Origin of the sequence: Salmonella sp. 741265050_HSA (genome assembly GCF_046569445.1) — a bacterium.
In the GTDB taxonomy this organism is placed as follows: domain Bacteria; phylum Pseudomonadota; class Gammaproteobacteria; order Enterobacterales; family Enterobacteriaceae; genus Salmonella; species Salmonella enterica.
In genome coordinates this window covers 221,078-241,269 of record NZ_JBKFSV010000001.1, presented here as the reverse complement: position 1 = coordinate 241,269, position 20,192 = coordinate 221,078, and the positions used below count along the sequence as shown (strand labels likewise).

Below are 20,192 nucleotides of genomic sequence, written 5' to 3'. Positions count from 1 at the left end.
TGCCCGGCGACCGCCGGGCTGACGCAAACTATCCACAACGATCGCCACCAGGTTTGGCGAAATCGTTATATTGCGGATCGCCCGGATAAATCGAGTGGGCCATTCGATGGCGAAATGACAATTGTCGGTAACGTCGCACCTGCGCGTTATCTCCAAGACCTTCGGCAATATTAGCCAGTTGCTGTAATCGTTCATACTGCATCTTTGCTGGATAAGCTACGGCATCAAGCGTAAAGGCGCGTTCCGCAAAGTCTTTTGCTTGTTCAAGTTCTTGATTACTCTGATAAAGCAGCGAAATACCATACAACACCATTGATACGTCAGACTGCCGACGTTTATATTCTGCCAGCAATGGGAGATAGAGGGAGGTACTGTCCAGGTCGATGTTTTCGGGCAAATAAAAGCGTAATCGTGATATTACCGTCGCCATTGGCGTTAAACGGCTCTGGTAATACGCGATAAGTTTAAGGTAGAGATCTTTCGCTTCCTTATAATGATGGCCCTGTGCATAAAAGCCAGCAAGATTATTGCTGTCAACCGTCATTTCGCCGAATTCGGCGCCATAAAGCGTTTGCTTAATTTTTAGCGCCTGACTTAGCGCATTAATCGCCTCGCTAATATGTCCTGCATTATAAGCAATATCCGCTTTCTGCTGCAAAAAAGAGGCGACACGCTCACGATTATCCCAGGTTTTATCCCGTAAAATAACGCCCAACCACTGCCGCTCCGTTGCGTCTATCTTCGCCAAATAATAGGCTTTACGCGCACTATCACATTCGACATCCCGCTCTTCCAGCGCATCAGAATAAGCGTCGCGCATCCTGTTTAAGGTATAAACCAATGCCTCCGTCGATGCCTTTTTGTCTTTAAGACGCCACGTTAATGCCTGCTCTTGCCAGGCTATCCGCTGACGGTAATCAACCTTGATCTCGTATCGCCACTGCTCTGTAGATGAATACTCTATATGGCGATCGTCACTGTAAACATTAAAGGCCGCCAGGTGTTCAAACATATCGGCCCGATCGCCCGGATAAGTGCCCGCCGGAAATGTTTTCATGATTGCCCGCGCTCGCAGCAGCATTTGCGGCGTTAATTCAGGTTTACCCAGCCATTGATAAATATCGCTTTGTAATAGCAGGCTACGAACAAGCTGTATTGAGCGTTTGCCATATTGCCGCGAGGCCAGCCTCACCGCATCATCAATAAACGTCATGCAGGTTTCATCGCCGGTCATAAAACATGCTGCAGATTGTTGCTGGCGCAGGGACCAGGAAGGCGTATATTCGGCGCTCCAGGCAGAAAAATTGATGGCGGAAAATATCCCGCCATAAATAATAAAACGCTTCACCACAATGCGTAACATTCGCTACTGGCCGCGCTTCGCCGTCAGCTCCGCGATACGTACAATCACCTGTACCGCTTTTTCCATCCCCTCCAGCGTCACAAACTCATGTTTACCATGATAGTTATATCCGCCGGTAAAGAGATTAGGACACGGCAAGCCCATAAACGACAGTTGCGCCCCGTCTGTACCGCCGCGAATCGGTTTCATCTCCGGCGTAATATGACAGTCGCACATGGCCTGCTGGGCGATATCGAGAATATGCGGATGCTCAACCACTTTTTCGCGCATATTGTAATAACTGTCTTCAATCACCAGTTCGATATAGCAGTCCGGATGCAGCCCCTTACCGACTTTTTTGGCAATCTCCATCATTTTGCGTTTACGCGCTTCAAACTGCTTACGGTCGAAATCGCGAATGATGTAGTGCATTTCGGCCCGGTCAACGGTGCCTTTCATGCTGGCCAGATGATAAAACCCTTCGTAACCTTCGGTGGTTTCCGGCGCTTCATCCGCCGGCACTTCCGCGTGAATCCTCGCCGCCAACGACAGCGCATTGACCATCACGCCTTTCGCCGTACCGGGATGCACGTTATTGCCGACGATTTTGATATTCACCGAGGCGGCATTGAAGTTTTCAAACTCCAGTTCGCCCACGCCGCCGCCGTCGACCGTATAGGCCCACTGCGCGCCAAATTCCTCAACATCGAAGTGCTTCGCGCCTTTCCCTACCTCTTCGTCAGGCGTAAACGCCACTTTAATGTCGCCGTGGGGAATAGGATTACCTTTCAGCACCGCCAGCGCGGTCATGATCTCCGCAACACCGGCTTTATCGTCCGCGCCCAGCAATGTCTTACCATCAGTAGTAATCAGCGTCTGTCCCAGTAATTGATGCAGTACCGGGAACATCACGGGTGACAACACCTCATCGCCAATCCCTAATGCTATATCGCCGCCGCGATAATTCTCGACAATCTGCGGATTAACGTTTTTACCGCTGAAATCCGGAGAGGTATCCACATGGGAGATAAAACCAATGGCGGGAATATCCCCCTCAACATTGGCCGGGAGCGTCGCCATCAACGTCCCTTTTTCACTTAATGTAATGTTAACCAGCCCCATCTCTTCGAGCTGCTGTTTGAGCAAACGTAGTAACTTCCACTGCCCCTCAGTGCTGGGAACCTGCCGAACACCCGACTTTGATTGGGTATCCAGCGATACGTAGTGTAAAAAACGCTCAAGTAGTTTATCCATGCAGTCACCCTCACTTTTCGTGACAACATTATTAATAAGCAAGAAAAGACAAATATTGCGTCAGGTCACTTTTATCCCTGCAAACAAGAATATTTCACTTTGACACGCTTTCTGACTATAAAGCTAAGTCAGTAATTCGCAACAAGGATTGGCGATCACAGTGGTTTGCCGTAGAATGACCGCCCTCATTAAGAGTGATTAAGGTGGTTAACCACAAACCCCGCAGCGGTCAGCCATCCGTTGCGTTTACATGGGACAGAGTAAGAAATTGAATAAACAACCGCGTTCGCTTTCACCGCTGGTGCTTTTGTCGGGAATTAGCAAAAGTTTCGATGGCAAAGAGGTCATTTCACAGCTGGATTTGACCATTAACAATGGCGAATTCCTCACGCTACTTGGCCCTTCCGGCTGCGGTAAAACAACCGTTCTTCGCCTGATTGCCGGCCTGGAAACCGTTGATGCCGGGCATATCATGTTGGATAACCAGGATATCACCCACGTTCCCGCCGAAAATCGTTATGTGAACACCGTATTTCAAAGCTACGCTTTATTTCCGCATATGACGGTGTTTGAAAATGTCGCGTTTGGCTTACGAATGCAAAAAACGCCAGCCGCCGAGATTGCGCCCCGCGTGACCGATGCGCTGCGTATGGTGCAGCTTGAAGAGTTTGCACAACGTAAACCGCACCAGCTTTCCGGCGGACAGCAGCAGCGTGTGGCTATCGCTCGCGCGGTGGTGAATAAACCTCGCCTGTTATTACTGGATGAATCGCTCTCCGCGCTGGATTATAAATTGCGCAAACAAATGCAGAACGAGCTTAAAGCATTACAGCGTAAACTCGGTATCACGTTTGTTTTTGTCACTCACGATCAGGAAGAAGCGCTCACCATGTCCGATCGTATCGTGGTAATGCGTAATGGCGTGATTGAGCAAGACGGCACGCCGCGTGAAATCTATGAAGAGCCAAAAAACCTGTTTGTCGCCGGTTTTATCGGCGAAATTAACCGCTTTGACGCGACAGTCATTGAACGGCTTGATGAACAGCGCGTCCGCGCCAGCGTAGAAGGTCGGGAGTGCAATATATACGTCAATTTCGCTGTCGAACCAGGCCAAAAACTGAACGTCCTGCTGCGACCGGAAGATCTACGCGTCGAAGAGATCAACGATGATAACCACATCGAAGGGCTTATCGGCTACGTGCGCGAGCGCAATTATAAAGGTATGACGCTGGAGTCGGTGGTTGAACTGGAAAATGGCAAAATGGTGATGGTCAGCGAATTCTTCAACGAAGACGATCCTGACTTCGACCATTCACTTGACCAAAAAATGGCCATTAGTTGGGTAGAAAGCTGGGAGGTCGTACTGGCTGATGAAGAACACAAGTAAATTCCAGAATGTAGTGATTGTCACTATCGTCGGTTGGCTTGTGTTGTTTGTTTTTCTGCCCAACCTGATGATCATTGGCACCAGCTTTCTGACCCGTGACGACGCCAGTTTCGTCAAGATGGTCTTTACGCTGGATAACTACGCACGCCTGCTCGATCCGCTCTATTTTGAAGTGCTCCTGCACTCTCTGAATATGGCGCTGATCGCCACCCTCTCCTGCCTGGTGCTGGGCTATCCTTTTGCCTGGTTTCTGGCGAAGTTACCGGAAAAGATACGTCCGTTATTGCTGTTTTTGCTGATTGTTCCTTTCTGGACCAACTCACTGATCCGCATCTATGGGTTGAAAATATTCCTGAGCACTAAAGGTTATCTCAATGAATTCCTGCTGTGGCTGGGCGTGATTGATACGCCGATTCGCATCATGTTCACCCCGAGCGCCGTTATTATCGGCCTGGTTTACATTTTGCTGCCGTTTATGGTCATGCCGCTCTACTCCAGCATTGAGAAGCTCGACAAACCGCTACTGGAGGCCGCACGCGATCTCGGCGCCAGTAAAATGCAAACGTTCATCCGCATCATTATTCCATTAACCATGCCGGGCATTGTCGCCGGTTGCCTGCTCGTGATGCTACCGGCAATGGGCCTGTTCTACGTCTCCGATTTAATGGGTGGCGCGAAAAACCTGCTGATTGGTAACGTCATTAAGGTACAGTTCCTGAATATTCGCGACTGGCCGTTTGGCGCGGCGACCAGCATTACGCTGACCATTGTGATGGGACTCATGCTGTTGATTTACTGGCGGGCTTCCCGCTTATTGAATAAGAAGGTGAGTGATATAAGCGATTAATTGCGCAACGCTAACAAATCCACACGCATCCAGGCATGAAGTTTATTCAAGGGTAAACTTCATGCCTCCGGCATAAAAAACGCATGAAAGAAGTTGCCGCCAGTATTGCAAATCTACAACATCATCCGCGCCAGGCCTTCTTTTACTTTTACCTGTACCGACGCTAGCACAGACAGTAATGCGTTTATACGCGAAGCTCTCAGGTTTTATACTGATTGCCAGTCTCTTTTAAAAATTATATTACATCCGATGCGCCCGCAGTTGAGATAAAAAGGGTCGATTTAATCAATTATGTAGTCATTTTTACTCCAGTATAAGTGAGATTAATATGCCGATTACTATAGGGAATGGTTTTTTAAAAAGTGAAATCCTTACCAACTCCCCAAGGAATACGAAAGAAGCATGGTGGAAAGTTTTATGGGAAAAAATTAAAGACTTCTTTTTTTCTACTGGCAAAGCAAAAGCGGACAGTTGTCTACATGAGATGTTGTTTGCCGATCGCACCCCCACACGAGAGCGGCTTACAGAGATTTTTTTTGAGTTAAAAGAGTTAGCCTGCGCATCACAAAGAGATAGATTTCAGGTTTATAATCCTAATGAAAATGATGACACTATTATTCTTCGCATCATGGATCAAAACGAAGAGAACGAATTGTTACGTATCACTCAAAATACCGATGCCTTTACCTGTGAAGTCATGGGGAATGCTTATTTTTTAATAAAAGATCGCCCCGATATTTTAAAACCGCATCCACAAATGACGGCCATGATTAATAGAAGATATAGCGAAATCGTAGATTACCCCCTCCCTTCGACATTATGTCTCAATCCTGCTGGCGCGCCGACATTATCGGTTCCATTAGACAACATAGAGGGGTATTTATATTCTGAATGGAGAAAAGGAAATTTAGATGAGTGGAAAACGCAAGAAAAGGTAACCTACCTGGCAGAGAAAATTCAGTCTGGGATTGAAAAGACAACGCGCATTTTACAGCATGCGAATATATCCGAAAGTACTCAGCAAAACGCATTTTTAGAAACAATGACGATGTGTGGCTTAAAACAGCTTGAAATACCACCACCGCATACCCACATACCTATTGAAAAAATGGTAGAAGAGGTTTTACTGGCGGATAAGACGTTTCAGGCGTTCCTCGTAACGGATCCCAGTGCCAGCCTAAGCATGTTAGCTGAGATAATCGAAGCCCTCTCTGATCAGTTTTTTCACGCCATTTTTAGAATAGACCCCCAGGCTATACAAAAAATGGCGGAAGAACAGTTAACCACGCTACACGTTCGCTCAGAACAACAAAGCGGCTGTTTATGTTGTTTTTTATAAAATCAGACGACGCTTTCTCAGACGTCACGTTCAGGGTTTACTCACGTACTTCATGTTTGCCTACAGAGTAACCTCTTGCCTGGCGCAATAATGCCGCATCTGACCGGATCGGATGAGAATAGTCATTTAGATGGCCTTTTTTTCCCGCTCGTCTGGCAATTTGTTGTAAAATTCGCGGCTTCAAGCGGCAGCTTGCTTCTTCCTGGCTGCTGATAACCGCGAGACGTTTTGGAGAGATTTTGGAGAAGAGAAAAAATTGATCATTTTCAATACTCTAAAAGCACCCCATCCTCTGAATAAGAAGGTGGAACTTGAATGATCGGTCGGCTGCTCCGTGGCGGTTTCATGACTGCCATCTATGCGTATCTGTATATTCCTATCATTATTCTGATTGTGAACTCCTTCAACAGTTCGCGGTTCGGCATTAACTGGCAGGGCTTTACCACTAAATGGTACGAACTACTGGTCAATAACGACAGTCTGTTGCAGGCCGCTCAACATTCACTGACGATGGCGATTTTCTCAGCGACCTTCGCTACGTTGATTGGCTCGTTAACCGCGGTGGCGCTTTATCGCTACCGCTTTCGCGGGAAGCCATTCGTCAGCGGGATGCTGTTTGTAGTAATGATGTCGCCGGATATTGTGATGGCGATCTCCCTGCTGGTGCTGTTTATGTTACTCGGCATTCAATTGGGCTTTTGGTCGTTGCTGTTCTCGCATATCACCTTTAGCCTGCCGTTTGTGGTCGTCACGGTCTATTCGCGCCTGAAAGGCTTTGATGTCAGAATGCTGGAAGCCGCAAAAGACCTGGGGGCCAGTGAGGTAACGATTTTACGCAAAATCATTCTGCCGCTGGCGATGCCAGCGGTGGCGGCGGGCTGGTTGCTGAGCTTTACGTTGTCGATGGACGATGTCGTGGTCTCGTCGTTTGTCACCGGGCCGGGCTATGAAATTTTACCCTTAAAGATTTATTCCATGGTAAAAGTCGGCGTTTCACCAGAAGTGAACGCGCTGGCGACCGTTTTATTGGTGCTGTCTCTGGTAATGGTCATTGCCAGCCAGCTTATTGCTCGTGATAAAACCAAGGGCCGATAAGGCCCATAATTCAGGGGACGTTAAATGAAAAAATGGTCACGCCACCTGCTCGCGGCGGGCGCCCTGGCGCTGGGTATGAGTGCCGCTCATGCCTCCGACAACGACACGCTCTATTTCTATAACTGGACTGAGTATGTGCCGCCGGGCCTGCTGGAACAGTTCACTAAAGAGACCGGCATTAAGGTGATTTATTCGACCTACGAGTCGAACGAAACCATGTATGCCAAACTCAAAACCTATAAAGATGGCGCGTATGACCTGGTTGTTCCTTCTACATACTATGTCGACAAAATGCGCAAAGAAGGCATGATCCAGAAGATCGATAAGTCGAAATTAACCAATTTCCACAACCTCGATCCGGAAATGCTCAACAAACCGTTTGACCCCAACAACGATTATTCTGTCCCGTATATCTGGGGCGCAACGGCGATTGGCGTGAACAGCGATGCTATCGATCCAAAAACCATTACCAGCTGGGCTGACTTGTGGAAACCGGAATATAAAAACAGCCTGCTTTTAACCGACGATGCGCGAGAAGTCTTCCAGATGGCGCTGCGCAAGCTAGGTTATTCCGGTAACACTACCGATCCGAAAGAGATCGAAGCGGCATATGAAGAGTTGAAAAAACTGATGCCGAACGTAGCGGCCTTCAACTCCGATAATCCGGCGAATCCGTATATGGAAGGAGAAGTCAACCTGGGGATGGTGTGGAACGGTTCGGCCTTCGTTGCTCGTCAGGCTGGCACGCCGCTGGAGGTCGTCTGGCCGAAGGAAGGCGGTATTTTCTGGATGGATAGCCTGGCTATTCCGGCGAACGCGAAAAATAAAGAGGGCGCGCTGAAGCTAATCAACTTCCTGCTGCGTCCTGACGTCGCGAAAGAGGTGGCAGAAACCATCGGCTACCCTACCCCCAACCTGGCGGCGCGTAAGCTGTTAAGCCCGGAGGTCGCCAATGATAAGTCGCTCTATCCGGATGCGCAAACCATCAGCAAAGGCGAGTGGCAAAACGATGTCGGCGACGCCAGCGCCATTTATGAAGAGTATTATCAGAAGCTAAAAGCAGGACGCTAATTCAGCCAAAGCGCCTGTCGGGCCTACAGATGAACGTAACGTGAAATGTAGGCCGGATAAGGCGTTACCGGGCAAACAGCACTACAGCCCTTTCAGGAATTTATCAACAAATTCCGGCACAACCTGGCTTGCCGGGCCGTAGTGCTTCTCTTCAAACTCGCTGCCGACCTGGCTTGGCTCAAGATTCAGTTCCACCGTATGTGCGCCGTGCAGTTTTGCTTCATGCACAAAACCCGCAGCCGGATAGACATGACCGGATGTGCCAATGGCGATAAAAATATCCGCCATCGACAGCGCCATATAAATTTCATCCATGCCAAGCGGCATCTCGCCAAACCACACCACGTGCGGACGTAGCGGCGCCGGGAACTGACAGCAGTGACATTTATCTTCCGGCATCACATCGCCGTTCCATTCCAGAATCTGGCCACTTTGAGAACAGCGCACCTTCAACAGCTCGCCATGCATATGAATGATGTTGCGATTGCCCGCGCGTTCATGCAAATTGTCGATGTTTTGCGTCACCAGCAAAAAGCGATCGCCAAGCGCTTCTTCAAGCTTCGCTAACGCCAGATGCGCCGCATTAGGTTGTATTTCCGGCTGTTGAAGCTGCTGACGGCGGGCATTATAAAATGTCTGCACCAGCCCCGGATTACGGGCGAATCCTTCCGGCGTTGCCACGTCTTCAACCCGATGCTCTTCCCAAAGGCCATCCGCCGCGCGAAACGTACGAATACCAGACTCTGCAGAAATTCCTGCACCTGTAAGGACTAATACTCTTGGGTTTTCCATCATTTCCGGCACCACTCTGTCTCTGAAAAAGATCCGCTGGCGCAGACGTTCACGCAACAGACGTTTATTTTTACGAAAGCGGCTTAATCGATGAAACCGACGCGACTGCATAACAACCTCTTTTTTTGATTAGTCGGTAAGATGTAAAAAAGCAGCACCGCGCATCCCACCTGCATCCCCATGCCGCGCACGCTCAATGCGCGGCGCGCGGGCAACAGGGAGGAGATGGCGCGGCAGTCTTTCCGCCAGTTGCGTTGTTATTGCCGTAAAGTTCGATAGTCCGCCGCCGATCACCAATAAATCGGGATCGACAATCGTCAGTATATTCCCCAGACAAACCGCCAGTAAATCCAGATAGCGCTCAACATGCGCGTGCGCCTGCTCATCACCCTGCTCCCACAACGCGATAATCTCCGGCGCCTGCAGCGATTGATCATAATAATGCTGATATAGCCACGCAAACCCGCGCCCGGACAGATAATTCTCAATGCAGCCCATCTGGCCGCATCCACAACGGCGGAGAGGAAAATCAAACCCCATCAACGTTAGCGCGTCAACCGGCAAACGCATATGGCCAAACTCGCCGGTGATATAGCTCTGACCGGTAATCGGCTTCCCGTTTAGCACCAGGCCACCGCCGACGCCGGTGCCGAGGATAAGCCCCATAACCAAAGGATATTGCGTGAATTCATCATCCCAGGCTTCGGACAAGGCAAAACAGTTAGCGTCATTGTCCAGACGCACATCGCGATCCAGTCGGGCGCTGAGATCGGCGCGCAACGGCTTACCGCTGGCTGCCGGGACATTCGCGGCGTACAGCGTGCCGTCTTCAGTTTCCGGCATACCGGGTATGCCAATCCCTACCGACCCTTTTACGCCAAATCGCTGGTCGGCTTCCGCGACCAGTTCGCACACGGCGTCTAAAAAGGCGCTATAGCTGGTATGGGGCGTGGGAACCCGTTTTTCCCACTGCAGCCGCCGCGTTGAGTCAAATACGCCTAACGCAATCTTTGTTCCGCCAATGTCAAACCCGTAATACATCACCGCTCCTTGTTTTTATATTCCGCGATTACTGGCCGCTCAATACTCGCGCAGGGTCAATGTTGCTCGCCCGCCGCGCCGGATACCAGCTCGCCAGTAAGCTTAACAACAACGCCGTGACCAGTACGTAAACAACGTCCAGCCAATGTAATTCGGATGGCAGGAAGTCGATAAAATAGATATCGCCGGACAAAAACTGATGCCCGATCGCCTTTTCAATCCCATTAATAATGGCGGTAAGCTGAAGCGAAACGACAACGCCGATCGCCACGCCAATCAAACTGCCCAGCAAGCCCGCGAGTAGCCCGTACCAGACGAAAATGGCACGAATCAAACCATCTTTCGCCCCCAGCGTTCTTAATACCGCAATGTCGCCGCTTTTATCTTTTACCGCCATCACTAAGGTGGAAACGATATTAAAACAGGCCACGCCGATCACCAGAATCATCGCCAGATACATAATGGCGCGAATCATCTGGATATCGCGATACATATAGCCGTAGGTGCCGATCCAGCTCTTAATGTAGACATAGCTGTTAGTCACTTCACCCGCGTCACGCACCAGTTTGTTCGCATTAAACACGTCGTGGACTTTAAGCGCGATACCGGAAACGCTGGACCCCATATCCAGATACTGCTGCGCATCCTCAAGCGGGATCATGGCGAAGCTGTGATCGAGCTGGCCGCTCAGTTGCAGAATCCCGATGACATGCAAACGCACGCGTTTGGGCTGGAGCAGCTTATGGTCGGCATTCGCATTGGGGATCATGATGGACACCCAGTCGCCCTGTTTCACGTTCAGAGCATCGGCGACGCCTTTGCCGATAATGATCTGCTGTTCGCCCGCTTTGAAATGATCCCAGGCGTGATTTTGCACAAATGACGGTAACGCGCTAAGCTGCTGCTCTTGCTTAGGGTCGACGCCTTTAACCTGAATGGCGCGCAAATTGGCCCCGCTCTCTACCAGGCCGGTAAAATTGATATACGGCGCGGCGGCGGCAATGCCCGGCACCTTCTGCACTTTTGCCAGCGCTTCACGCCAGTTGGTCCACGGCTGATTGACCGCTTCAATCTCCCCGTGCGGAACCACCGCCAGAATACGGTTATTCAACTCGCGTTCGAAACCGTTCATCGCGCTTAAACCGACAATCAATACCGCCACGCCCAGCGCGATACCGATGGTAGAAATGACGGAAATGAGCGAAACCATACCGCCGCGCCGCCGTCCACGGCTGAAACGCAAGCCAATTAACAATGATAAAGGCGACGCCATTACTCCGCCCCCATCAGGCTCAGTTCCGCCGTCAGGCGGCCATCGCGCATCTCAAGCTGGCGGCTCATACGTTTCGCCAGTTGCAAATCGTGAGTCACCACCAGAAACGCGGTTCCCTGCAGACGATTTAACTCGCCCAGAAGCTCAAAAATACTGTCGGCATTACGCGCATCCAGATTACCGGTCGGCTCATCCGCCAGTACCAGACGCGGGTTATTCACCAACGCGCGCGCTATCGCGACACGCTGGCGCTCACCGCCGGAAAGTTCCGAAGGTCGATGGGTTGCGCGATGCTCCAGCCCTACGGCGTGCAGCATTTCTCGCGCCCGAGCGTCAATCTCCGCCGGTTTCTTTTTGCCAATCAATAATGGCATCGCCACGTTTTCCAGCGCCGTAAAATCCGGCAGGAGATGATGAAACTGATAGATAAACCCCAGTTTCTGGTTACGTAATTCCGCTTTTGCCGCAGAAGAGAGTTTGCTCATCGGCTGGCCGCTAAAAATCACATCGCCAGAGGTAGGCGTATCCAGCCCGCCTAACAGATGCAGCAACGTACTTTTACCCGAACCGGAACTGCCGACGATCGCCATCATTTCGCCTTCGCCGATACTGAAGCTGACATCGTGCAACACGTCGGTTTGTACGGTGCCTTCCTGATAGCGTTTGCACAGGTTGTCGCATTGCAACAGGATCTTATTCATAACGTAAAGCCTCAGCGGGTTGAGTGGCGGCAGCGCGCCAGGAAGGATAAAGCGTAGAAAGCAGCGCGATGGCCATTGCCACCAGAGCGATAACGATCACCTGTAACGGCTCTATCGCCACGGGCAACGCAGCGCCATCCAGAAACGCGCCGATGATCGGCATCAGGTTATTCAGTTGGCTGGCAAGCAATGCGCCCAGCGCGGCGCCCAACAGCGCGCCAATAATCCCGGCGCTGGCGCCCTGCACCATAAAGACCATCATAATTTGTCGCGGCGTCAGCCCTTGAGTTTGTAAAATCGCCACTTCGCCCTGCTTCTCCATGACCATCAGGCCCAACGAAGTAATAATGTTAAAAGCCGCGACTGCCACGATGAGACTCAGCAACAATCCCATCATGTTCTTTTCCATGCGCACAGCCTGGAACAACTCGCCTTTGCGTTCGCGCCAGTCCTGCCACTTCGTGCCTTGCGGCAGCGTCTGTTGGCTGAGGGTATCGACTTGCAGCGGTTCATCCAGCCACAGACGCCAGCCGGTAATATTGCCTGCCGGATAGCGCATTAAACGCGACGCGTCCTGAATATTGACCAGCATTTCATAGCCATCGACCTCGCTATTGGCGGCAAATGTGCCAATCACCGTAAACAGACGCTGGCTGGGCAGACGTCCCATTGGCGTAAACTGGCTGGCAGATGGCACCATTAGCCGAATCTGATCGCCGCGGTTGACCCCTAACTGTCCGGCGAGCTGCTCGCCGAGGATGACATTATACTTACCCGGCTGTAATTCGCTTTGCTTCACATTGACCAGATACGGCGTTAACGGATCTTTTTGCGCCGGATCGATACCCAACATCACGCCAACCGCAACGCTACGCGCGCTTTGCAGTACGACATCGCCCGTCGTCAGCGGCGCAATACGGTTAACGCCTTGCAGATTCACCGCTTTTTCCGGCATCTGATTCGGGTTAAGAGAGCCATGTTCAGCAGAGAGGATGGCCTGAGGCATCAAACCAAGAATGTTATTTTGCAGTTCGCGCTCAAAACCGTTCATCACCGACAATACCGTGACCAGCGCCATCACCCCCAGGGTAATGCCGATAGTGGAAAGCCAGGAAACGAAGCGACCGAAGCGATCTGCTGCACGCCCGCGCATGTAACGCAGGCCGATGAATAGAGCGACAGGTTGATACATGTAATCCGTCTGGTTGCTGTTAGCAAAGTCCCGAGTATATAAGCGAAAGCGGAATGCGTAAATGTCTGAACCGTAAGAGTTCGTCAGCGTTATTCTGAAAAAGGCCGACAAATCAAGTCACTTACATGTTCATACTTTACCTGTTCGACGTGTTATCCGGCGGATTCAATTTGCTAATAAACAACGATCGCGGATAATAAAGAACATTGCTTATCAGTCATATGCCCCTGAATACCTGAGTCCTTCATGCTGTCCTGGCGTGCAGCCAACCATGAAGCAGCCTGAAGGGTGACGCGTAGAGTGCGGCGTAAAACAAAAAGAGATACTGACAACCGTTATGCCTGAAAAACAACGTTACACGCTGCCGACAAAAGCGGGCGATCAGCGCCAGTTGGGCGAACTTACCGGTGCCGCCTGCGCTACGCTGGTGGCGGAGATAGCTGAACGCCATGCCGGTCCGGTGGTACTCATAGCGCCTGACATGCAAAATGCTCTGCGATTGCATGATGAAATCCGCCAGTTTACCGATCAGATGGTCATGAACCTGGCGGACTGGGAAACGCTACCGTATGACAGCTTCTCCCCGCATCAGGAAATTATCTCTTCGCGTCTGTCCACGCTCTACCAGTTGCCGTCGATGCAGCGCGGCGTCTTGATTGTACCGGTAAACACCCTGATGCAGCGCGTTTGTCCGCATAGCTATCTGCATGGTCATGCGCTGGTGATGAAAAAAGGCCAGCGGCTGTCCCGCGACGCTCTGCGCGCGCAGCTTGACAGCGCCGGTTATCGGCATGTCGATCAGGTGATGGAGCATGGCGAATACGCGACGCGCGGCGCGCTGTTGGATCTCTTTCCGATGGGCAGCGAACAGCCTTATCGCCTCGACTTTTTTGATGATGAAATCGACAGCCTGCGTCTGTTTGACGCGGATACCCAACGTACGCTGGAGGAGGTCGAGGCCATCAATTTGTTGCCCGCGCACGAATTTCCTACCGACAAAGCCGCTATTGAGCTTTTCCGTAGCCAGTGGCGCGATACCTTTGAGGTAAAACGCGACGCCGAGCACATCTATCAGCAGGTCAGCAAAGGCACCCTGCCCGCCGGGATCGAATACTGGCAGCCGCTCTTTTTCAGCGAACCGTTACCGCCATTATTTAGCTATTTCCCCGCCAATACTCTGGTGGTGAATACTGGCTCGCTGGAAACCAGCGCCGAACGCTTTCAGGCCGATACGCTGGCGCGTTTTGAAAATCGCGGCGTCGATCCTATGCGCCCGCTTTTGCCGCCGGAAGCCCTCTGGCTACGGGTAGATGAGCTCTTTTCCGAGCTTAAACGCTGGCCTCGCCTCCAGCTTAAAACCGACCATCTGCCGGAAAAAGCCGCCAATACCAATCTTGGTTTCCAGAAATTACCGGATTTGGCTATCCAGGCGCAGCAGAAAGCGCCGCTGGACGCGCTGCGTAAGTTCCTCGAATCTTTCAGCGGTCCGGTGATTTTTTCGGTGGAAAGCGAAGGACGCCGCGAAGCGCTGGGAGAGCTCCTGGCTCGCATAAAAATCGCGCCGAAGCGAATATTACGCCTGGACGAGGCGCAGGATGCGGGACGCTATCTGATGATTGGCGCCGCAGAACATGGCTTTATCGACACCCAACGCAATCTGGCGCTGATTTGTGAAAGCGATCTCCTGGGTGAACGGGTGGCGCGTCGCCGCCTGGATTCCCGCCGCACGATCAACCCGGATACGTTGATTCGTAACCTGGCGGAGCTCCACGTCGGTCAACCGGTAGTGCATCTGGAGCACGGCGTCGGACGCTATGCCGGCATGACCACTCTGGAGGCTGGCGGCATCAAGGGTGAATATCTGATGCTCACCTACGCCAATGACGCCAAACTGTATGTGCCGGTTTCCTCATTGCATCTGATTAGCCGCTATGCTGGCGGCGCGGAAGAAAGTGCGCCGCTGCATAAACTGGGCGGCGACGCCTGGTCGCGCGCCCGGCAGAAAGCGGCGGAAAAAGTGCGCGATGTCGCAGCGGAACTGTTGGATATTTATGCGCAACGGGCGGCAAAAGAGGGTTTTGCCTTTAAGCATGATCGTGAGCAGTATCAGTTATTCTGCGACAGCTTCCCGTTTGAAACGACGCCCGATCAGGCACAGGCGATTAACGCCGTATTGAGCGATATGTGCCAACCGCTGGCGATGGACAGGCTGGTGTGTGGCGACGTCGGCTTCGGCAAAACCGAAGTGGCGATGCGCGCCGCGTTCCTGGCGGTGGAAAACCATAAACAGGTGGCGGTACTGGTGCCGACTACGCTGCTGGCGCAGCAACACTATGACAACTTCCGCGACCGTTTCGCCAACTGGCCGGTACGCATTGAGATGCTGTCTCGCTTTCGCAGTGCCAAAGAGCAGACGCAAATCCTGGCGGAAGCCGCCGAGGGTAAGATCGATATTCTGATCGGTACGCATAAACTGCTACAAAGCGATGTGAAGCTGCGCGACCTCGGCCTGCTGATTGTCGATGAAGAGCACCGTTTCGGCGTGCGCCACAAAGAGCGAATTAAGGCGATGCGCGCCGATGTCGATATTCTGACGCTCACGGCGACGCCGATCCCGCGGACGCTGAATATGGCGATGAGCGGTATGCGCGATCTCTCCATTATCGCCACCCCCCCTGCCCGTCGTCTGGCGGTAAAAACCTTTGTCCGCGAGTATGATAGCCTGGTAGTAAGGGAAGCGATTCTGCGTGAAATCCTGCGCGGCGGCCAGGTTTACTATTTGTACAATGACGTCGAAAATATTCAGAAAGCCGCAGAGCGGCTGGCGGAACTGGTGCCGGAAGCGCGAATCGCTATAGGCCACGGGCAGATGCGCGAACGTGAGCTGGAACGGGTCATGAATGATTTCCACCATCAACGTTTTAACGTGCTGGTGTGTACTACCATTATCGAAACGGGGATCGACATTCCCACCGCTAACACGATCATCATTGAACGCGCGGATCATTTCGGCCTCGCGCAGTTGCACCAGCTGCGTGGCCGCGTTGGGCGCTCGCACCACCAGGCCTACGCCTGGCTGTTGACGCCACATCCTAAGGCCATGACCACCGATGCGCAAAAACGGCTGGAGGCGATTGCGTCGCTGGAGGATTTAGGCGCCGGGTTTGCGCTGGCGACCCACGATCTGGAGATCCGCGGCGCGGGCGAACTGCTTGGCGAAGAGCAAAGCGGCTCAATGGAAACCATTGGCTTCTCACTCTACATGGAACTGCTGGAAAACGCCGTTGATGCGCTGAAAGCAGGCCGCGAACCCTCGCTGGAAGATCTCACCAGTCAGCAAACGGAAGTCGAGCTGCGAATGCCGTCGTTACTGCCGGATGATTTTATTCCGGATGTTAATACCCGGCTGTCATTCTATAAACGCATTGCCAGCGCGAAGAACGAAAACGAGCTGGAAGAGATCAAAGTGGAATTGATCGATCGCTTCGGCCTGCTGCCCGATCCGGCGCGTAATCTGCTGGATATCGCCCGCCTGCGCCAACAGGCGCAAAAGCTCGGCATCCGAAAACTGGAGGGTAACGAGAAAGGCGGAACGATTGAGTTCGCCGAGAAAAACCACGTTGACCCTGCCTGGCTTATCGGGTTGCTGCAAAAACAACCGCAGCATTTCCGTCTGGATGGCCCGACGCGCCTCAAGTTTATTCAGGATTTAAGCGAACGTAAAACGCGTATAGACTGGGTACGCCAGTTCATGCAGCAACTGGAAGAAAACGCTATTGCATAAGCGTCAGGCCGGGCGTCATTACTCTGCGTCCGGCCTAATCTTTACAAATTCTTTGCACTTCCCTGCAGTTCCAGACACAGCCAGCCGCCATAATTCTTATTTCCTCTTTTATAAAAATAACCACATAATAATCATGGGTTTATTATAATGTTCAACAATACGCGACTCTCTCGCTGGTGGGCGTTGTTTGCGCTTACCGCGACCATCATGCTTGCCCTTCCCGCGCAGGCAAATACGTGGCCTCTTCCGCCCCCCGGCAGTCGACTGGTGGGAGAAAATAAATTCCATGTCGTTGAAGACGACGGCGGCTCGCTGGAGGCGATCGCCAAAAAATATAACGTGGGCTTTTTAGCCCTGTTACAGGCCAACCCCGGCATTGATCCTTACGTGCCACGCGCAGGCAGCGTGCTGACGATTCCGCTGCAAACGCTGCTACCGGACGCGCCACGTGAAGGTATCGTCATTAACCTCGCGGAATTACGGCTTTACTATTATCAACCGGGGAAAAATACGGTCACGGTCTACCCTATCGGGATTGGCCAACTGGGCGGCGATACCCTGACGCCAACGATGGTGACGACCATTTCGGATAAACGCGCCAATCCAACCTGGACGCCGACCGCCAATATTCGCGCCCGTTATAAAGCACAAGGTATCGATCTCCCCGCCGTGGTGCCTGCCGGTCCCGATAACCCAATGGGGCATCACGCGATTCGTTTAGCGGCCTACGGCGGCGTCTATCTGTTACATGGCACGAATGCCGATTTTGGCATTGGTATGCGCGTCAGTTCCGGCTGTATCCGTCTGCGCGACGGTGATATAGAGACATTGTTCCGTCAGGTCACGCCGGGAACCAAAGTGAATATAATCAATACGCCGATTAAAGCCTCGGTGGAACCAGGCGGCGTGCGACTGGTGGAAGTTCATCAGCCGCTGTCTAAAAATATAGGCGACGATCCGCAGGTGCTGCCGATTGTGCTGAATGGCCCGATGCAGACCTTTAAGGACGCGCCGCAGACCGACGCCGCGGTGATGGAACATGTTATGGAAGTGCGCTCCGGAATGCCGGTAGATGTAACCCGTCAATCAGAGGCGAAACCGCAGTCGCTGTAAGCGTGAATAGCTGACCGACAAAAAAGCCTCGCTATGCATCGCGAGGCTTTCTCTTTTTATTGTGGCAATCGCAGCGGCATTAATGAGGGTTAATGCTTACTTATAGATTACCGCCGTACCGTGAAGGGTATTCGGGCCGGTAACAGAGGTAATACGGAAAGACTTCGCCCCCATCTCCTGCGCTTTTTGCGCCAGCTGATCTTCCAGCGAGCCCAGATTCGTGCCGCCATTCGCGGAAATGGTGCCGAACTTCTGTTGACCTTCTGGCGTTGCCTGAACTTCAACGGCGGCGAAGCTGGCGAATGAGAGCGAACTCAGTACCACAGCAGCGATGAGGGTTTTTACATTTTTCATAGTGATGACCTTTAGCAGATGAATGGGTGTCGTAAGCATTAACTTAACGATCGATAAATTAATCATAGATGTGATCTATATCACACGTCAACTTCTTTTTATAATGATCGTTATATAATTTATAAAGATGTTATTTTTCATGTGAATAGAATTGATTTATTTTTCTAATGAATACTCTGGAGCCAGAAGTGGTTTGTTTTTATAATAGAGAGACCGCTCTTTAAACAGGTACAACGGCATCATGACAACGGATACCACGAGTTGCGCGAAGAAAAGCCGTGGCCGACCAAAAGTGTTCGACAGGGAAGCCGCGCTTGATAAGGCCATGACTCTCTTCTGGCAGCACGGCTATGAAGCAACTTCGCTTGCCGATCTCGTAGAGGCTACCGGGGCGAAAGCGCCTACTCTCTATGCGGAATTCACTAACAAAGAAGGATTATTTCGCGCTGTCCTGGATCGCTACATCACTCGCTTTGCCTCAAAGCACGAAGCCCAGCTCTTTTGTGAAGAGAAAAGCGTGGAATCGGCGCTGGAAGATTACTTCACAGAAATTGCCGCCTGCTTTACCAGTACAGACACGCCGGCTGGCTGCTTTATGATTAATACGTCCGCCACCCTCGCCGCCTCCTCGCGCGATATCGCCCGCACGGTAAAATCACGCCACGCCATGCAGGAACAGACGCTCATCCAGTTTCTGCGCCAACGTCAGGAGCGCGGTGAAATTCCGGCGCACTGTAACCCGCAGGCGCTCGCGGAATATATAAACTGTATTTTACAGGGAATGTCGATCAGCGCCCGTGAGGGAGCCACTTTCGAACAACTGATGCAAATTACGCGTACGACTCTGCGCATCTGGCCTGAACTGCTCAAGCCCTGAACAACGCGGCTTCGGATAAAAAAAAGCCCCTCAGCCTGAGCGAATGAGGGGCTAACTTGCAGAGTACAGCTTTTTTATGCTTTGTTATTCAGAACCAGTTGGCCATTGCCGTCGAGGGGAATTTGCGTTCCGGGGTCTTTATCCATGCGGATTTTGCCCTGCTGATCGCCAATTTTGTAGGTCACGTCGTAGCCAAGCATCTTTTCAGATTTGTCATACACCGTCTTACAGCGTTGCTGCGTGGTAGTGTAGGTATCACTTTCCTGCATTGATCCCTGGATTTGATTGCCAGCATAACCGCCGCCCAGCGCCCCGACAACCGTCGCCACATCTTTACCACGACCGCCGCCAAATTGATGTCCAATCACGCCGCCTGCTACTGCGCCAAGCACCGAGCCGGCAATACGGTTTTCGTCCTGAACCGGTCTGCGATGCGTGACCGTGACATTACGGCACTCCTGACGCGGCGTTTTTACCGTCTCTTTAATCGGTTTAGCCGATATCACCTGCGCATATTGCGGACTACGATTAAATACGTTGAGACTGGCCACTGCCGCCACACCCAGCGCAGCCGCTACGCCAATCCCTATACCCGCCAACATTGATTTATTCACGGGAGCTCCTCCTTCGTTGCTATTGGTAACAATTTTGCAACCAGTATGTGAACAAAGCCAATCGGAATGAGGATGAAAAATGCGGGATGAGGCGGTAAAGCTGAAGGATTCGGACA

The 20,192-nt window shown here is 51.8% G+C and carries 17 protein-coding genes; 8 read left to right on the top strand and 9 right to left on the bottom strand.

The genetic code is table 11. The features are described from left to right. Positions 1 to 28: 28 nt before the first annotated feature. The gene (locus ACLD4F_RS01115) at positions 29 to 1,363 is read right to left on the bottom strand and encodes a hypothetical protein (RefSeq protein ID WP_411010639.1); all 1,335 of its coding nucleotides are present in this window, start codon (positions 1,361 to 1,363) and stop codon (positions 29 to 31) included. Positions 1,364 to 1,366: 3 nt separating this feature from the next. Beyond that, complete coding sequence (pepT, locus tag ACLD4F_RS01110) at positions 1,367 to 2,596, bottom strand: peptidase T (protein ID WP_079944661.1); 1,230 nt, start codon at positions 2,594 to 2,596, stop codon at positions 1,367 to 1,369. A 250-nt stretch (positions 2,597 to 2,846) separates the two neighbouring features. Between pepT and potA the strand changes: the two genes are divergently transcribed. The 5 genes from potA to potD all read left to right on the top strand — a co-directional run bounded on the left by potA (position 2,847) and on the right by potD (position 8,335). Beyond that, positions 2,847 to 3,983: a spermidine/putrescine ABC transporter ATP-binding protein PotA gene (gene potA, locus ACLD4F_RS01105; RefSeq protein ID WP_000531582.1), complete on the top strand. Its 1,137-nt coding sequence runs from the start codon at positions 2,847 to 2,849 to the stop codon at positions 3,981 to 3,983. Further along, entirely contained in the window at positions 3,967 to 4,830 is an 864-nt protein-coding gene (gene potB / locus ACLD4F_RS01100) for a spermidine/putrescine ABC transporter permease PotB (protein ID WP_000799391.1), read from the top strand. The genes potA and potB overlap by 17 nt, the downstream gene beginning before the upstream one ends. A 328-nt stretch (positions 4,831 to 5,158) precedes the next feature. Continuing rightward, entirely contained in the window at positions 5,159 to 6,169 is a 1,011-nt protein-coding gene (sifA, locus tag ACLD4F_RS01095) for an SPI-2 type III secretion system effector SifA (RefSeq protein WP_411010638.1), read from the top strand. A 315-nt stretch (positions 6,170 to 6,484) separates the two neighbouring features. Next, the gene (gene potC / locus ACLD4F_RS01090) at positions 6,485 to 7,264 is read left to right on the top strand and encodes a spermidine/putrescine ABC transporter permease PotC (protein WP_000580299.1); all 780 of its coding nucleotides are present in this window, start codon (positions 6,485 to 6,487) and stop codon (positions 7,262 to 7,264) included. A gap of 24 nt (positions 7,265 to 7,288) precedes the next feature. Continuing rightward, a complete protein-coding gene (gene potD / locus ACLD4F_RS01085) occupies positions 7,289 to 8,335 on the top strand; it encodes a spermidine/putrescine ABC transporter substrate-binding protein PotD (RefSeq protein WP_000759329.1) in 1,047 nt (348 codons plus the stop codon). Between the two features lie 81 nt (positions 8,336 to 8,416). Here potD and cobB read toward each other — a convergent pair whose 3' ends face one another. The 5 genes from cobB to lolC are packed head-to-tail and all read right to left on the bottom strand — an operon-like array spanning position 8,417 to position 13,334. After that, positions 8,417 to 9,238, bottom strand: coding sequence for a Sir2 family NAD+-dependent deacetylase (gene cobB / locus ACLD4F_RS01080; RefSeq protein WP_001191856.1), 822 nt, complete (start codon positions 9,236 to 9,238; stop codon positions 8,417 to 8,419). A gap of 18 nt (positions 9,239 to 9,256) precedes the next feature. Then, positions 9,257 to 10,168, bottom strand: a complete 912-nt coding sequence (gene nagK / locus ACLD4F_RS01075) for an N-acetylglucosamine kinase (protein ID WP_000291330.1) — start codon at positions 10,166 to 10,168, stop codon at positions 9,257 to 9,259. Positions 10,169 to 10,196: 28 nt separating this feature from the next. Further along, the gene (lolE, locus tag ACLD4F_RS01070; RefSeq protein ID WP_000168091.1) at positions 10,197 to 11,441 is read right to left on the bottom strand and encodes a lipoprotein-releasing ABC transporter permease subunit LolE; all 1,245 of its coding nucleotides are present in this window, start codon (positions 11,439 to 11,441) and stop codon (positions 10,197 to 10,199) included. After that, positions 11,441 to 12,142 carry a lipoprotein-releasing ABC transporter ATP-binding protein LolD gene (gene lolD, locus ACLD4F_RS01065; RefSeq protein ID WP_001033714.1) on the bottom strand — a complete coding sequence of 234 codons (702 nt, stop codon included), beginning with the start codon at positions 12,140 to 12,142 and terminating at the stop codon, positions 11,441 to 11,443. The genes lolE and lolD overlap by 1 nt, the downstream gene beginning before the upstream one ends. After that, entirely contained in the window at positions 12,135 to 13,334 is a 1,200-nt protein-coding gene (gene lolC, locus ACLD4F_RS01060) for a lipoprotein-releasing ABC transporter permease subunit LolC (protein WP_001518787.1), read from the bottom strand. Before lolC ends, lolD begins: the two co-directional genes overlap by 8 nt. A gap of 337 nt (positions 13,335 to 13,671) precedes the next feature. Between lolC and mfd the strand changes: the two genes are divergently transcribed. Beyond that, a complete protein-coding gene (gene mfd, locus ACLD4F_RS01055; protein ID WP_001114323.1) occupies positions 13,672 to 17,118 on the top strand; it encodes a transcription-repair coupling factor in 3,447 nt (1,148 codons plus the stop codon). 147 nt (positions 17,119 to 17,265) lie between these two features. Next, positions 17,266 to 18,231 carry a L,D-transpeptidase family protein gene (locus tag ACLD4F_RS01050; RefSeq protein WP_000482962.1) on the top strand — a complete coding sequence of 322 codons (966 nt, stop codon included), beginning with the start codon at positions 17,266 to 17,268 and terminating at the stop codon, positions 18,229 to 18,231. Positions 18,232 to 18,327: 96 nt separating this feature from the next. On the opposite strand, the gene bhsA is transcribed toward ACLD4F_RS01050, so the two are convergent. Beyond that, on the bottom strand, positions 18,328 to 18,585 hold the full coding sequence (bhsA, locus tag ACLD4F_RS01045; RefSeq protein ID WP_000800161.1) for a multiple stress resistance protein BhsA: 258 nt from the start codon (positions 18,583 to 18,585) through the stop codon (positions 18,328 to 18,330). A 241-nt stretch (positions 18,586 to 18,826) separates the two neighbouring features. Here bhsA and comR point away from each other — a divergent pair, with 241 nt between their 5' ends. Next, positions 18,827 to 19,462: a TetR family copper-responsive transcriptional repressor ComR gene (gene comR, locus ACLD4F_RS01040; RefSeq protein WP_000205985.1), complete on the top strand. Its 636-nt coding sequence runs from the start codon at positions 18,827 to 18,829 to the stop codon at positions 19,460 to 19,462. 74 nt (positions 19,463 to 19,536) lie between these two features. On the opposite strand, the gene ACLD4F_RS01035 is transcribed toward comR, so the two are convergent. Then, positions 19,537 to 20,076 carry a glycine zipper 2TM domain-containing protein gene (locus ACLD4F_RS01035; RefSeq protein WP_183060533.1) on the bottom strand — a complete coding sequence of 180 codons (540 nt, stop codon included), beginning with the start codon at positions 20,074 to 20,076 and terminating at the stop codon, positions 19,537 to 19,539. Between the last annotated feature and the right edge of the window lie 116 nt (positions 20,077 to 20,192).